The organism is Ornithinimicrobium jinqii (genome assembly GCF_045032595.1).
Taxonomy (GTDB): Bacteria; Actinomycetota; Actinomycetes; order Actinomycetales; family Dermatophilaceae; genus Ornithinicoccus.
The window spans coordinates 1-14,804 of record NZ_JBJFZS010000010.1 but is presented as its reverse complement, the minus strand read 5'-3'; the positions used below and the strand labels follow the sequence as shown (position 1 = coordinate 14,804).

Genomic DNA, 14,804 nt, shown 5'->3' with positions numbered 1-14,804 from the left:
GAGCGGCGCCGCCCGTCCCGGCACCTGCCTACAGTGGTTCCCATGCCCACGCCCAGCGGCGGTCCGCCTTCCCCGACGCGCCCCACGGACGCACCGCTGGCCGCGCCGCTGCTGGCCGTCGAGGACCTGCAGGGGTCGGCGGCCGACCTCGGGTGGCCCGAGGTGACCGGCCTCGCGGACGCGCTCGTGGACGCGCTCTCGCACCTGCTCGTCGACCTCGCCGAGGGGGCGAAGCTCCCCACGCCCCGACCGCACGTCGTGGGCGCGATCGGTGGGCCGGCCCGCCCCGTCGACCACGCGTCCTGCCGGGCGGCCGCAGCCTCCCTGAGGCGGGTCGCGCCCCTCCTGCTGGACGGCGACCCGGCGTGGGCGCCGCCGGCCGGCGCCGTCGCCGTCGACCTGGCCAACCTCGTCGACCACACGGCCGACCTCGCTCGCTCCGGCCGGCTGGCCACCGCGCACAAGGGGGTGGTGCTGCGCCGCCTGCACGCGCTGCAGCGTCGGCTGCAGGCACTAGGTTGACGGGTATGAGGATCACCGAGACCGTCGTGCACCCCGCCGACCCGAACCGCACCTTCGCGATGCTGACCGACGTCGACTACCAGGAGCTGCGGTGCGTCCGCGCCGGCTCCCTCGACCAGACCGTCACCGTGGAGACCCAGGACGGGGCCACCGTCGTGACCACCCGACGCCACGTGCCCACCCACGACGTCCCCGACTTCGCCAAGGCGTTCGTGGGTCCGCAGCTGCTCATCGTCGAGACCGTGCGGTGGGGGGACGCCGACGCCGACGGTGAGCGCGAGGGCGCGATGTCGCTCGACATGCCGGGCCTGCCGATCAGCTTCACCGGCGGGGTCCACCTGCGCACCAGCTCCGAGGGGGGCAGCACCCTGCACGTGGTCGACGGCGACCTCGAGGCCAACGTGCCTTTCCTGGGCAAGAAGATCGAGGCCACCGTCGCCCCTCAGATCAGGGAGGCGGTGCTGGTCGAGGAAGCGGTCGGCCGGGAGTGGCTCGCGAGCCACTGAGGCAGCGCGCCACCGGCGCGCTCACCCCATGTGCGGGTAGCGGTGGTCCTTGGCAGGGACGAAGGTCTCCTTGATCACCCGGGTGTTGATCCAGCGCTGCAGGTTGGCCGCAGAGCCGGCCTTGTCGTTGGTGCCTGAGGCACGGGCGCCGCCGAACGGCTGCTGCCCGACGACGGCGCCGGTCGGCTTGTCGTTGATGTAGAAGTTGCCGGCGGCGAAGCGCAGCACCCGGGTCGCCTCGGCCACGGCCGCCCGGTCCTGGGAGATGACGGCGCCGGTGAGCGCGTAGGGCGCGACGGACTCCATCTGGACGAGCATGCTGCTCCATTCCGCGTCCGGGTAGACGACGACGGTCAGGATGGGCCCGAAGTACTCGGTCGTGACCATCTCGTGGGCCGGGTCGGAGACGACGGCGATGGTCGGTCGGACAAACCAGCCGACGGTGTCGTCGTACTTCCCACCGGCGATGATCTCGACGCCGTCGACCTGGTGGGCGGCGTCGATCACGTCACGGTGCTTGACGAAGGCCCGCTCGTCGATGACCGCGCCCATGAAGTTGGACAGGTCGCGCACGTCGCCGACGGTCAGGCCCTCGGTGGTCGCCACCAGCTCCTCGCGCAGCTGCGTCCACAACGACTGCGGCACGTAGGCCCGCGACGCGGCCGAGCACTTCTGCCCCTGGTACTCGAACGCCCCGCGCACGAGGGCGGTGCGGAGGACGTCGAGGTCCGCGCTGGGGTGCGCGACGACGAAGTCCTTGCCGCCGGTCTCGCCGACGATGCGCGGGTAGGAGCGGTAGGTCGACAGGTTGCTGCCGATCTGGTGCCAGAAGTCGTTGAAGACCCGCGTCGACCCCGTGAAGTGGATGCCCGCGAGGTCGCGGTGCCCCAGCAGCACCTCGGAGATCGCCGGCCCCGACCCCGTCACCATGTTGACCACCCCGTCGGGCAGCCCCGCCTCGACGAGGAGGTCCATCAGCACAGCCGCCGCGCGGGTCTGCGTGGTCGCGGGCTTCCACACCACGGTGTTGCCCATCAGGGCCGGTGCCGTGGGCAGGTTGCCGGCGATCGCGGTGAAGTTGAACGGCGTCACCGCGTAGACGAAGCCCTCCAGCGGGCGCTGGTCGACCCGGTTCCAGGTGCCGGGTGAGTTGCGCAGCGGCTGCTCGGCCAGCAGCTCGCGGCCGAAGTGGACGTTGAACCGCCAGAAGTCGGCCAGCTCGCACGCCGCATCGATCTCCGCCTGGTGGGCGGTCTTGCTCTGCCCCAGCATCGTCGCCGCGTTGAGGCGGGCACGCCACGGGCCGGCAAGCAGGTCGGCTGCCTTGAGCAGCACCGCGGCGCGGTCTTCGAAGGACAGGCCCCGCCACGCCGGCCCGGCCTCGAGGGCGGCGTCCACCGCCAGCTGCGCGTCCTCGCCGGTGCCGTCGCGCAGGGTGCCCAGCACCTCGGCGTGCGCGTGCGGCTGCACCACGTCCACCGGAGTGCCGCTGCCGGTGACGGCCCGACCGCCGATGACGTGCGGCAGCTCGACCTGCTCGGCCGCCATCTGCGCCAGGGCCACCTCCAGCTCGGCGCGTTCCGGGCTGCCCGGGGCGTAGTCCAGCACCCGCTCGTTGACGGGGACGGGGACATCGACGACGGCGTCCATGCGGTGGGGCTCCTTCAGCTCTCGGGTGCGTTCTCGTCCTGGCCGGTCGGGCGCAGGGCCTCGACCAACTCTGCCACGTGCGCGATCTCGGTCGTGTCGTACCAGGACAGCTCGACGTCCTCCCCCTGGCCCTCCACCGCGGACGGCTCCCCCGTGACCACGTCGTCGCCGAGGTGCAGGGCTGCCACCCGTGGCAGGTCCACGTCGCCGACCCCCACCCCGGCGCCACCCGTGGGCGTGCGGTCGACGCGCTCCTCGGTGAGGTCGACGGCGGCGATGAGGACCGGTGCACCGGCGTCGACCAGCGCGCGGGCCGCGTGCTGGAGGGCCGCGTGCTCCCACACGTCGGCGTCGCCGCCCGGCAGGTCCGCACGGAGGGCGTCGGTCACCGCATACCCGCCGAGAGGTCCGGGCAGCGTCCGGTCCGCCCGCAGCCGGGCGAGCTGGTCGGGGGTCAGCGGCACGTAGCACCGGACCGTCGTCATCGGGTTCTCCTCGTCGCGCGTCGGCGACCACCGTCCTGGGGTCGTCCCGGCCATCGTCGCAGACGTACCCGGCAGCGGGCGGACCGACCTCAGCCGGCCCACCGGCCCCGCCGCAGCCACGGGGTCGAGGTCGACCGTCGCGTCCTCGGTTCCCGCTCTCCGAGGACGTCGGCCAGGGCGGCGAGGGCCAGCCGCGCGGGGCTGCGGGGGCGGACCTCCCGCAGCGCCCGCCCGTGCAGCAGGGCGGCGTCCAGGGCGTCCTGGTCCTCGGGCACCAGGTGGACCGGGCCGGTCGAGGCGAAGCGGTCAAGAGACTCCTGGATCCGTCGTCCGGGCTCGGGCCCGACCGGGCCGGGTCGGACCCGGGTGACGACGACCGTGCGGGGGGCGACCGTCGCGGTCGCCAGCTCCTCGAGGCCGCGGACGAGACGCTGCAGAGCGATCGGGTCCCCCGACCCGACCACCACCACCCGATCGGCCTGCTCGAGGGCGGTGAGGGCGGCGCCGTTGCGGCGTGGCGCCAGGGTGTCGAACGACAGCTCCTCGTCCTGCTCCAGCGGCGCCGCGACGTCGACGACCACCCACCGGCCGAGCTGCCGGCACTGCTCCAGGACGTCGGCGAGCGCCACGTCGCGCAGCTCGGTCCACCGGTCGGCCCGGGGCAGCCCGGTGAGCACGCGCAGACCGGGCATCACCTCCGGCGCCAGGGTCGCCAGCTGGTCGGTGTCGAGCGTTCCGTGGTCTGCAGCCCGAGCGGCCGCGAGGACGCCGGGGACCTCGTCCAGGACGGCCAGCGTCTGGGCCACGCTCGCGCCGTAGGTGTCCGCGTCCACGAGGACCACCGGGTGCAGGGGGTCTGCGAGCTCCGCGGCGAGGTTGACGGCCGTCGTCGTGCGACCCGGGCTGCCGGTCGGCCCCCACACGACGAGCACCTGCCCGCGACCCCGTTCCGGCGGGTCGCCGGACGCAGGACCGGCCGGCGCCTCCTCACCGTCTCCCCCGGGCCTGCCGGGGTCGGTCGTCCCGTGGCCCCTCCCGGGTATGCCGTGCGCCCTCCCCCCGGCCCGGTCCTGGTCCTCGCGTCCTGGGAAGGCGTGGAGCGAGACAGCACCGGCGCTGCCAGGAGGGCCGGCGGCCGCGTCGAGCTCCCCGGCGACCTCACCGCCCAGCCCGGCGCGGGCCCCGGAGTCCGGGTCCGGGTCCGGGTGGTCGAGCCTGTCGAGGAGCTCGGCCAGCGCGCCCGCCAGTCCTGAGGCTCCGGCGTCCGCCGGCACGACGACCGGGACACCCCACCGCAGCAGCGTCCGGGCTGCGGCCTCGTCCCCCGGCGGATGGACGCCGAGCACCTGGACGTCGTGGCTGGCCAGGGTCTCCACCACGGCGCGGTCGAGCCCGCGCAGGTCGGAGGACACGACGACGAGACGTCCGAGGCCAGCGGCGACGACCCCGACCAGCTCGGCCACGTCGGCGCAGCGACGCACCACCATGACGCGGTCCGACCGGGCGAGGTCCCCCGCCAGCTCGGCCTCCCAGCGTGGCGCGACGGCCGTGACGAGCGGCAGCGTCACCGGTCGGGCTCCTCGTCCGCGCGCGGGGCCGGGACCAGGGTGACACGGGCTCCCTGGTCCACGGCGGCGATCACCTCGCCGACGCGGTCGGCAGGCACGACCACCTGCACGGCGGCTCGACCGAGACCGGCCCCCAGACCCGTGGTCTCTGCCGGGACGCGGTCCACGACGGCACCGGGCAGGAGCAGCCGGGGGTCGCCGTAGGCCTCTCCCAGCTCCTCCCGGTCACGGGGGCTGACCCAGACGTCGACGACGGCGCCCGCCGCGAGCGTCCGTGCGGCGGCCACGTCCACCGGGACGCTGACCGTCTTGTCGAGCACCTCACGCGCGGTGACGAGTGCCGACACGGGCACGAGCTCCCCCGCCGCGACCTGGCGCGACAGGTAGGTGCCCGGAGCCAGCGGTGCCGACCCGTCGACGTACCCCTCGAGCTGCTCACCCATCCTGACGGGCACCGCGACGACGTCGGTGCTGCTCACCTGCTGGCCGGGCAGAAGGTCCCGGGTGGCCGCATACACCGGCGTCGAGTCGTCGAAGGTGCTCACCAGGCGCAGCCCCCCGGCCACGGACAGGAGCACCAGGACCAGCCCCACCACCAGGCGCAGGTCGCGCCAGCTCGGCGGCTCGAGTCGGCGAGCGGCGCGCGGCCGCTCGCCCGGTCCAGCGGTGGTCGCGGTGGGCATGCGTGTGGTGTCCCCTCTGGTCTGCCGTCGTCCGGTGGTGTGCACGAGCCTGCCGGACCGTCCAGGAAGCCCCCGGGCGTGTCGGTGCGCGTCACGCACGCTACCCGGCGCGGACCCTGCCCGACCATCTTGTCCACAGGGCGGTCAAGCGAGGGCCAAGAGTCCGTAAAATCTCGGTCAAGACGTTTCGCCGAGAGGATCTGTCGACCCATGCCCGCACCACGATTCCTGACCCTGACCGACGTCGCCGAGACCCTCAACGTCTCGTTGTCGCAGGTCAAGGCGCTGGTCCGCTCCGGCGACCTCAAGGGGGTCAAGCTCGGGGGGCGGGGGGTCTGGCGGGTGGAGACCAGCGAGCTGGAGGACTACATCCAGCGGATGTACACCCAGACGCGCAAGAGCATCCGGCACGGGGCGGACGACCTCGACTGACGCTGGACCTGCCCGGCGTCCTCAGAGGCGGCGCACGAGCGAGAGCGCGGCGTAGGGCAGGCTGACGACCCCCCGCACGGCGGGGGCGCGTCGCGGCTCGTCGTCGGCGTGGCGCGTCAGGTCGAGGTGGTCGGCGAGCACGCGGTCCACGGTCCCGGTCACGTGGTCGCCGTCCCGGTCGTGCACGCGCACCACGGCCCGGTCACGGCTGACCGTCCGCAGCGCGTGGCGCAGGCCGAACCGCCGGCTCTCGACGTCCTCACGGGTGTCGGCACGACGGGTCAGCCCCTCGACCGCAGTCAGTGCCGCGACCGGGACCAGCGCCTCGCTCCCGCGCGAGCGGAGACTGCCGCCGGTGTCCAGCAGGACCCAGTCGGTGCCGACGTCCAGCAGCGTGGCCCGCAGCCAGCCGACCCCGCCCACCCGCAGCCGCAGCTCGGTGGACACGGCGCCGACGAGCCGGTCGGTCAGTGCCACCTGCCCGCGCTCGGCACGCGTGTGCTCGGCCACCTCGGCCGCCCGTTCCCGCTGCTCCAGCCCGGCCAGCTGGGCCTCCAGGTCCTCGAAGAGGGACTCCCACCGCATGGGGACATCGTGCCACTCGCGGGCTGCGCCCTCCTCGGTCGTCCACAACCCCCTCTGCCGTCTTGCCCCGACGACGACTGGCGCCGTAGGGTGACGCAAACAACCGCAAACGAACGCACATGGGAGGAACTATGCACACTGCGACGAGACGGGCTGGTCTGCTCGGTCTGCTCGGGGGTGGGCTGGCCGGGGTGGTGTCGTGGCTGACGCTGAGGGGTGCCGTCCGGGGCTGGCCGGGTCCGGACGTGGCCCGGGTGGAGGAGGGACTGGCGTTCGTCGTCCCGGCCGCCGCCGGGATGCTGTGCGCGTGGGCCGCGCTCCTGCTGCTGGCGGCGACCGTCCAGGTGCTCCGCCCGGCACCCGGAGTCACAGGAGGCTCGGGTGAGGGGGCCCGAGCCCCGGTCGGCCTCACCGGGAGGGTGGCCGCCGGGTTGCTGGCAGCGGCCTCGATCGGGCTGGCGCCAGCGGCGGTGCACGCCTCCCCGGTGACCGTCGGCGCGACCGTCGCCGCGAGCGCGGAGTGGCCGCGGTCGACGCACCCCTCGTCCGTGCTCGACAGCCACGACGCCGTTCCCGACGCACCGGCCCCGGTGCCCGGCTGGACGCCCACGCCCCCGGTCCCGGTGGCTGCCCCCTCCGGCGATATCGGGCTGGTCGGCGTCGTCCCCACGGCGTCCGGTGAGCAGGCCGTGGTCGTGCACCGCGGAGACACCCTGTGGGACATCGCCGCACGCCACCTGGGTGCGCAGGCGACCGACCAGGACGTCGCCGAGGCGTGGCCCCGCTGGTACGCCGCCAACCGCGACCTCATCGGCGACGACCCCGACCTCGTCCTCCCGGGTCAACGGCTCGTGGTGCCGACCGCCGGGGCGGGGCGATGAGCTCCGGGTCGGGGCCGCCGGTGCTCCGGCTGCTCCCGGCGCCCTCGACCGACCCCGCACCGCAGGGCTCGGACTGGGGCGAGGCCCGGACCGAGACCGGTCCGACCTACGTCCAGGGGTGCCTGGCGGTCGACTTCCGCGCCGGGGGCGGCGACAGCTTCTTCGGACCGCAGGCGACCTCTACCCCCGACCTGCCGGAGGCCGGGGCCTGGGCACGCCGGATGGTGCAGGCGGTCCTGGAGACGCACGACGGGACCCGCTCCCCCGACCAGCTGCGGCGCTGGCTGGCGCCGGAGATCTACGAGCGGGCCCAGCGCCGCGGACAGCTGGCGCGCCGCCGCGGGCGTCGCACGCACCGACCGCCGGTCGTCCGGACCGTGCGCACCTGCCACCCCGCCGACGGGGTGTGCGAGGCGTCGGCGGTGGTGTGGGCCGACGGCCGGATCCGCGCCCTCGCCCTGCGGATGACCGGGGTCGACGGGCGGTGGCTCATCACCGCCTGGGAGCTCGGCTGACGGGTCAGCGGCCCCGCCGGGCGCGTCGGCGGTCGGCACGGTTGCCGGCCTGCCCGCCGTCGTCCGGTGAGTCCCGGCCGTCCAGGCCGGACCCCCCGGCCGCAGCCTGGTCCGGATGGCTGCCGTCCGCCCGCACCGGGCGCGCCTCGGCGGACCCGTCCTCCGTCGGAGCCACGAACGTCAGCTTCTCCTGCCGCTCCGGCTGCGGCTCGGTGGGGGTCACCTCGGCGTGGAAGAGGAACCGGACCGACTCCTCCTTGATGGCCTCCATCACGGCCTGGAAGAGCTGGTAGCCCTCGCGCTGGTACTCCACCAGCGGCTCGCGCTGCGCCATCGCCCGCAGCCCGATCCCCTCCTTGAGATAGTCCATCTCGTAGAGGTGCTCGCGCCACTTGCGGTCCAGGACCTGCAGGACGACCCGACGCTCGACGTCGCGCATCCGCTCGGCCCCGATGCTGGTCTCGCGCTCGTCATAGGCGTGCTGGGCGTCCGAGGTCAGCTCCTCGACCAGCAGGTCGGTGGAGACGGCCGCCCGCCCACCCGCGGTCTGCACGACCTCCTCGACCGACACCTGCACGGGATAGAGCTGCGCCAGCTCCCCCCACAGCTTCTCCAGGTCGATCCCGTCGGCCAGCCCCTCCCCGCCGGCGACCGTGACGTAGTCCGCGACGACGTCGTTGATGAAGATGCGCACCTGCTCGTGCAGGTCCTCGCCGTCCAGTACCCGGCGCCGCTCGCCGTAGATGACCTCGCGCTGACGGTTGAGCACGTCGTCGTACTTCAGGACGTTCTTGCGGGTCTCGAAGTGCTGCGCCTCGACCTGCGACTGGGCGCTGGCGATGGACCGCGAGACCATCTTGGACTCGATCGGCACGTCGTCCGCCAGCCCCGTCGTCGCCATCACGCGGTCGACGATCGCGGCGTTGAACATCCGCATGAGGTCGTCCTGCAGGGAGAGGTAGAAGCGGCTCTCACCGGGGTCGCCCTGACGCCCGGCGCGGCCCCGCAGCTGGTTGTCGATGCGGCGGGACTCGTGCCGTTCGGTGCCGAGCACGTAGAGCCCGCCCAGCCCGGTCACCTCGTCGTGCTCCTGGGCGACCGACGCCTCGGCCTGCGCGTAGGTCTCGTCCCAGGCGGCCTCATACTCCTCCGGGGTCTCGTGGGGGTCCAGGCCGCGCGCTGAGAGCCCGGTGACCGCACGGAACTCGGGGTTGCCGCCGAGCATGATGTCCGTGCCGCGTCCGGCCATGTTGGTGGAGACGGTGACCGCGCCCTTGCGCCCGGCCTCGGCCACGATCGCGGCCTCGCGCTCGTGGTGCTTCGCGTTGAGGACCTCGTGCCGCACGCCGCGGCGCCGCAGCGCCTCGGACAGGTACTCCGACTTCGCGACGCTGGTGGTGCCGACGAGCACGGGCTGACCGACGCGGTGCCGCTCGACGATGTCCTCGACGACCGCGGTGAACTTGGCCTCCTCGGTCCGGTACACCAGGTCGGGCTGGTCCAGGCGGACCATCGGCCGGTTGGTCGGGATGGTGAGCACGCCCACCTTGTAGATCTGGTTGAGCTCGGCCGCCTCGGTCTGCGCGGTGCCGGTCATGCCGGCGAGCTTGTCGTACATGCGGAAGTAGTTCTGCAGCGTGACGGTGGCCAGGGTCTGGTTCTCGTTCTTGATCTCCACCCCCTCCTTGGCCTCGATCGCCTGGTGCATGCCCTCGTTGTAGCGGCGTCCGGGCAGGATGCGCCCGGTGTGCTCGTCGACGATCATGACCTGGCCGTCCATGACGACGTAGTCCTTGTCGCGCGAGAACAGCTCCTTGGCCTTGATCGCGTTGTTGAGGTAGCCGATGAGCGGGGTGTTCGCCGACTCGTAGAGGTTGTCGATCCCGAGGTAGTCCTCGACCTTCTCGATGCCGCTCTCGAGCACGCCGACGGTCTTCTTCTTCTCGTCGACCTCGTAGTCACCGCTGGGCTCGATGCCGCGCATCTGGTCGCCCGCCTGGCCGCGCTCGAGGCGCTGCACCAGCTTGGAGAACTCGGCGTACCACTTGGTGGCCTGGTCGGACGGCCCGGAGATGATCAGCGGCGTGCGCGCCTCGTCGATGAGGATCGAGTCCACCTCGTCGACGATCGCGTAGTGGTGCTCGCGCTGCACCAGGTCGGCCAGCGACCAGGCCATGTTGTCGCGCAGGTAGTCGAAGCCGAACTCGTTGTTGGTGCCGTAGGTGATGTCCATCGCGTACTGCTCGCGCCGCTGCGCGGGGGTCATCGAGGACAGGATGCAGCCGGTCTCCAGGCCGAGGGCGCGGTGGACGCGGCCCATGAGCTCGGACTGGTACTGCGCAAGGTAGTCGTTGGTGGTGATGACGTGCACGCCCTTGCCCTCGAGGGCGTTGAGGTAGGACGGCAGGGTGGCGACCAGCGTCTTGCCCTCACCGGTGCGCATCTCCGCGACGTTGCCCTGGTGCAGGGCCGCCCCGCCCATCAGCTGGACGTCGAAGTGGCGCTTGCCGATGGTCCGCTTGGACGCCTCGCGGACGGCGGCGAAGGCCTCCGGCAGCAGCTGCTCCAGCGTCTGCCCGTCGGCCAGCCGGGCCTTGAACTTGTCGGTCTCCTCTCGCAGCTCGGCGTCGGTCAGCCCCTCGAAGTCCTCCTCCAGGGCGTTGACCTGCTTGGCGATGGTCTCCAGCCGGCGCAGCGCGGTCTTCTCACCGGCGCGCAGCATCTTCTCGAACAGGTTCGGCACCCGCCTAGGCTAACCGCCCCGCGTGAGAATCCCCCACCGGTGCCGGCGGTGGCACGGGGCCGACAACCCCGTCGGGGATGGCGAGGGGCGCGGGCGACCGTGCTGGTCACCCGCGCCCCCTGGTCACCGGCGCGTCACCGGTCCCGTCGGAGGGGCCTCGTCAGCGACCCTTCCCCTTCCCCGGCTTGGCTACCGCCACGGTCACCGCCTCCGTCGTGGTGTTGCCGGAGTCGTCGGTCACGTCGTAGGTGATCGTGTAGGAGGCCCCGAGGACGGCCCTCACCCTGAACCTGCTGTCCGAGACGACCTCGATCTCGCCCCGACCGTTCGTCTCGGCACCGACGAGGGTGATCGTCGGGTCGGCGTCGACGTTGTCCGTGGCAAGCACGACGGTGGTCACGTTGCGCCACTTGCCGTTGGGCGGCCAGATGTGCGGCGGCTCGGCGATGGCCTCGACGACGGGCGCCGTCAGATCGAGGTCGAGCCCGACGAGGACGGGGTCGTGGTCGCTGGACCGGTACGGGTCCGGTGCGTAGATCGCATCCTGCGTCGGGGGCTTGAACGTCATGTCGTAGTCGAGGATGCTCGGCTCGTCGGCGTTGATGTTCCAGGCCGCAGCACCGGTGACCCGCGACTCCGCCAGGGCCGCGCTGGCCATGGCGTAGTCGAGGTAGCCCAGCTGCCCGTCGAAGACGTAGCTGTAGGCGTGCTCGCCCTGAAACTTCAGCAGCAGGTCGGTGAACCCGTCCGCGACCAGCGCGTCGATCGGCGACTCCTTGTCGTAGGAGTTGAGGTCCCCGATGATCAGGACCTCCTCGGTCCCCGTGCCGGTCGGGTCAGCGTTGGCCCAGTCGCCCAGCGCGTCGGCGGCGGTGGTGCGCACGCCGTTGCAGTTGCCCGACCCGTCACCGGTGTCCGGGTCCTGGACGTCGTCGCAGTCCGAGCCCTTGGACTTGAGGTGGTTGTTGACCACGGTCACCCGTCCGCCCGCCTCGAGGTCGACGAAGGTCTGGGCCAGCGCCGGACGGTTGAGGTCGTCGAGGAACCGTGGGTCCTCGGAGGTGTCAAGGACCGCGAAGTCACCCACCGGCTCGACCTGCGCCGGCTGGTAGATGAACGCCGTCGTGATGGCGTCGGTCCCGACGGGTCCGGTGGAGACGAAGGCCCAGCGCGGCTCGCCCGCGGCCGCGTTGAGCGCCTGGACCAGGCGGCCGACTGCCTCGTCGCCGTTGTTCTCGATCTCGATCAGCCCGACGATGTCCGCGTCCATCTCGGTGATGGCTGCCACGATCTTGGCCTCCTGGCGGAGGAACTCCTCCTCCGTGTCAGCTCCACGGGCGTCTCGATCCTCCGACGTGAGCGTCGTGAAGTAGTTGAGCACGTTGAAGGAGGCGACCGTCGTCGTGCCACCGACCTCGGGGACCTCCGGTCGGCCGTTGACCGCCGTGTAGGCCGCGGGATCGGTCGGCTGGATGCCCCACTCGCTGAAGCGGTAGTCCAGGACGCCAGCGACGTCGGTGACCGTGTCACCGCCACGGAAACGGTTGTCGAGGGTGAGCGCCTCGCCGTCCGGGTGCCTCAGGAACGCGGGGTTCTGCGCGCCCAGGCCGTCGTCGAGCATGATGCGGTGGCTGGCGTTGTACCGGGCCAGCTCGTGCGCCTCGACCGAGCCCGGCTCGTGGACCGCCGTCGGCTGGTGCTGCCGGGACGTCTCGTCACCCACGCCCAGCACGATCTCGCCGTAGCGGCCGTAGTTGAAGTACTCGAGGATCGCGAGGTCCTGCGCGAAGGTCACGTACATGCCCTCGTACGGTTCGTGGTCCAGGAGCGGCAGGGTCAGCTCGGTGGGCGCGGGGAGCGCACCGTCTTCCGTGCAGACGTCGACCGACGAGACGGTGATCTCGGTGAGCCCGAAGTGCTCCGACACGGCGCCGGTCACCCGGACGGTGTCGCCCACGGAGACGTCGTCGCCACCGGGAGCGAAGGCGAAGATGCCGTCGGAGGTGGCGGAGTCGTCGTCGCCGGCGTCCTGGACGTAGTAGCCCTGGTAGGAACCACTGTGCTGGAAATCCCCGACGACGACACCCTCGACGGTCACCGTGGTGCCCGCCCGCGGGCTGGCGGCACCGCTGCCCTGCACCACACCGATCAGGGTGGCGGCGTCACCGCACACGCCGGGAGCGGTCGGGTCGCCCGGGTCGCCCGGCTCCTCCCCCGCACCGCAGGCGACGTGCCGGCCGAGCCCGGAGGCAAGGTCCTGCGCATACCCGTCCCACTGCACCTCCGGGTCGAACACGTCCCGGGGGTCCGTGTCACCGGTGCAGACGTCGGCCTTGCGCCGCAGGGTGTTGTCGGCCGTGGACACCAGACCGGTCCCCCACTGGCTACCCGGGTCGACCCCGACCTGACCGAGGGAGTCGATGACAGCATCCCCCGAGACCAGCGTGATGGCGTCGTCGCCGTTGTACCAGCCCGACCCGTTCGTCTGGTCGGCCTGCGCCAGGATCGTCGCGTTCGCGCTGGCCTGCGCGACGACGTGGACATCCCCGGCTGCGACAGTCTCGGTGAGAGTGATCGTGAGGCCGGCACTCGAGCTCCCGTTGAAGTAGTACTCCAGCGCGTAGCCCGTCAGGTCCACCTCGGCACCGGTGCCGTTGAAGATCTCGATGGCCTTGTTGTTCGAGGAGCCCTCGACGTACTCGCTGATGACCAGGTCGTCGAGGGTGGTCGGGTCGTCGCCGGCGGCGGCTGCCGTGGGCACGAGCAGGCCGGCCAGGAGCGCGGCCGCTCCGGCCACCGCCACGGCCGCTCGGGTCCGGGAGGGATGCGTCATCGCAGGGTCCTTCTCTCATCGGGGAGGGGTGGCGCGCACGTGCGCGACCTGATGGACCCTAGGACTCTCGATCGGCCCTCCCGCGACGACATGGCAGCCGCCGCGTGAACGGCTGGTCAGGATTTGGCAAAGTCCACGCGGGACAGCCCGAGCCAGCCGGCCATCGCCTCGAGCTCGGCCTGCAGCGCGGGCACCGCCCGGGCGGGGTCCGCGCCGGGCTCCCAGCCCGACGACTGCACGAGCAGCGTGCCGGAGAGGCGGTCCGCCTTGAGGTCGACACGTCCCACGAGCTCCTCGTCGAGCAGGAAGGGCAGGACGTAGTAGCCGTGAACCCGCTGCCCGGCCGGCACGTAGATCTCCAGGCGGTAGCGCATCCCCCACAGCGCCTCGGTCCGCTCGCGCTGCCAGACCAGGGAGTCGAAGGGGCTCAGGAGCGCCGAGCCCGGCACGGAGCGCGGCGACCGTGCGGCGGGGTCACGCCATACCGGCCGGTCCCACCCGCGCACCTGCACCCGCTCCGCGTGACCTCGCTCCTCCAGGGTCGTCAGCGCGCGGGCGACCCGGGGCCCGCGGAGCCGGAAGTAGTCGGCCAGGCACCGTTGGGTGCCCAGCCCGTGGGCGAGCAGCGACAGCCGCAGCAGCTCGGTCACGGCCTCCTGCGGGTCCTCCTCCAGCAGCGCGTCGCGGCGCTGCACCACGTCCGCGGGCAGGACCGCCTCCGGCACGGCATACCTGCGCTCGAAGGAGGCGGTCCGCCCGGCCGAGGTGATCTGACCGGACCAGAAGAGGAACTCCAGGCACCGCTTGACCGCCGACCAGTTCCATCCCCAGTCCTCGGTGGGGCGGTCGGCGCCGTGCGGCAGGTAGGTCTCGACGGCGCGCGTGGTCAGGGGCCCGTGCTCGCCCACCACCTCCAGCACGGTCTGCAGCAGCCCGGGGTGGCTCTGCACGATCTCGCGGCTCCAGGCCCGCTCGCGCGCGCCCTCCATGCGGAAGGCCAGGAGCGGCCAGGTCTGCAGCGGCACCAGAGACGCCTCGTGCGCCCAGTACTCCACGACGCGGCGTCCGGTGCGCGCCCGGGGCCCGGCCCCGTCGCGGGCCCGGTCGAGCAGCGCGGTGTCGTAGGGCCCGAGGCGGGAGAAGAACGGGAGGTACTGGGTGCGGGCCAGGACGTTGACGCTGTCGATCTGCACCACACGGACGCGGTCCAGCACCCGCGCGACGTGCCGCGTCGTCGCGGTGCCCGGGCCGGGACGCCGGTCCGCGAAGCCCTGCGCGGCGAGCGCGGTTCGCCGCGCGGTGGCCAGGCTGATGGTCGGGACGCGGGTCACCGGCCCACTGTGCCACGGGACAGCGGCGCGGGCCCGCCTCCTCGGTGGTGGCGGGCCCGCGGTCCACACC

The 14,804-nt window shown here is 72.8% G+C and carries 13 protein-coding genes; 5 read left to right on the top strand and 8 right to left on the bottom strand.

The window, feature by feature from the left end:
* Window positions 1-42: 42 nt before the first annotated feature.
* Together ACI3ET_RS04120 and ACI3ET_RS04115 are read left to right on the top strand one after the other, a co-directional pair.
* The gene (locus ACI3ET_RS04120) at window positions 43-522 is read left to right on the top strand and encodes a hypothetical protein (protein ID WP_405031691.1); all 480 of its coding nucleotides are present in this window, start codon (window positions 43-45) and stop codon (window positions 520-522) included.
* Window positions 523-527: 5 nt separating this feature from the next.
* Entirely contained in the window at window positions 528-1,028 is a 501-nt protein-coding gene (locus ACI3ET_RS04115) for a DUF2505 domain-containing protein (protein WP_405031690.1), read from the top strand.
* Between the two features lie 21 nt (window positions 1,029-1,049).
* Here ACI3ET_RS04115 and pruA read toward each other — a convergent pair whose 3' ends face one another.
* The 4 genes from pruA to ACI3ET_RS04095 form a co-directional block, all read right to left on the bottom strand.
* Entirely contained in the window at window positions 1,050-2,678 is a 1,629-nt protein-coding gene (gene pruA / locus ACI3ET_RS04110; RefSeq protein ID WP_405031689.1) for an L-glutamate gamma-semialdehyde dehydrogenase, read from the bottom strand.
* Window positions 2,679-2,692: 14 nt separating this feature from the next.
* On the bottom strand, window positions 2,693-3,163 hold the full coding sequence (locus tag ACI3ET_RS04105) for a DUF6912 family protein (RefSeq protein WP_405031688.1): 471 nt from the start codon (window positions 3,161-3,163) through the stop codon (window positions 2,693-2,695).
* A gap of 89 nt (window positions 3,164-3,252) precedes the next feature.
* A complete protein-coding gene (locus ACI3ET_RS04100; RefSeq protein ID WP_405031687.1) occupies window positions 3,253-4,731 on the bottom strand; it encodes an AAA family ATPase in 1,479 nt (492 codons plus the stop codon).
* Window positions 4,728-5,414, bottom strand: a complete 687-nt coding sequence (locus ACI3ET_RS04095; protein WP_405031686.1) for a hypothetical protein — start codon at window positions 5,412-5,414, stop codon at window positions 4,728-4,730. Before ACI3ET_RS04095 ends, ACI3ET_RS04100 begins: the two co-directional genes overlap by 4 nt.
* A 210-nt stretch (window positions 5,415-5,624) precedes the next feature.
* On the opposite strand from ACI3ET_RS04095, the gene ACI3ET_RS04090 reads away from it, so the two are divergent.
* Window positions 5,625-5,846 (top strand): helix-turn-helix domain-containing protein, encoded by a 222-nt coding sequence (locus ACI3ET_RS04090; RefSeq protein WP_405031685.1) that lies wholly within the window; start codon window positions 5,625-5,627, stop codon window positions 5,844-5,846.
* A 21-nt stretch (window positions 5,847-5,867) separates the two neighbouring features.
* On the opposite strand, the gene ACI3ET_RS04085 is transcribed toward ACI3ET_RS04090, so the two are convergent.
* Window positions 5,868-6,431 (bottom strand): hypothetical protein, encoded by a 564-nt coding sequence (locus ACI3ET_RS04085; protein WP_405031684.1) that lies wholly within the window; start codon window positions 6,429-6,431, stop codon window positions 5,868-5,870.
* Window positions 6,432-6,562: 131 nt separating this feature from the next.
* On the opposite strand from ACI3ET_RS04085, the gene ACI3ET_RS04080 reads away from it, so the two are divergent.
* A complete protein-coding gene (locus ACI3ET_RS04080) occupies window positions 6,563-7,312 on the top strand; it encodes a LysM peptidoglycan-binding domain-containing protein (RefSeq protein WP_405031683.1) in 750 nt (249 codons plus the stop codon).
* Entirely contained in the window at window positions 7,309-7,827 is a 519-nt protein-coding gene (locus ACI3ET_RS04075) for an Rv3235 family protein (RefSeq protein WP_405031682.1), read from the top strand. The genes ACI3ET_RS04080 and ACI3ET_RS04075 overlap by 4 nt, the downstream gene beginning before the upstream one ends.
* A 4-nt stretch (window positions 7,828-7,831) precedes the next feature.
* Here ACI3ET_RS04075 and secA read toward each other — a convergent pair whose 3' ends face one another.
* The 3 genes from secA to ACI3ET_RS04060 form a co-directional block, all read right to left on the bottom strand.
* Window positions 7,832-10,570, bottom strand: coding sequence for a preprotein translocase subunit SecA (gene secA, locus ACI3ET_RS04070; protein WP_405031681.1), 2,739 nt, complete (start codon window positions 10,568-10,570; stop codon window positions 7,832-7,834).
* 160 nt (window positions 10,571-10,730) lie between these two features.
* Window positions 10,731-13,403, bottom strand: coding sequence for an ExeM/NucH family extracellular endonuclease (locus tag ACI3ET_RS04065; protein WP_405031680.1), 2,673 nt, complete (start codon window positions 13,401-13,403; stop codon window positions 10,731-10,733).
* Between the two features lie 116 nt (window positions 13,404-13,519).
* Window positions 13,520-14,734: a winged helix-turn-helix domain-containing protein gene (locus tag ACI3ET_RS04060; RefSeq protein WP_405031679.1), complete on the bottom strand. Its 1,215-nt coding sequence runs from the start codon at window positions 14,732-14,734 to the stop codon at window positions 13,520-13,522.
* Window positions 14,735-14,804 lie beyond the last annotated feature (70 nt).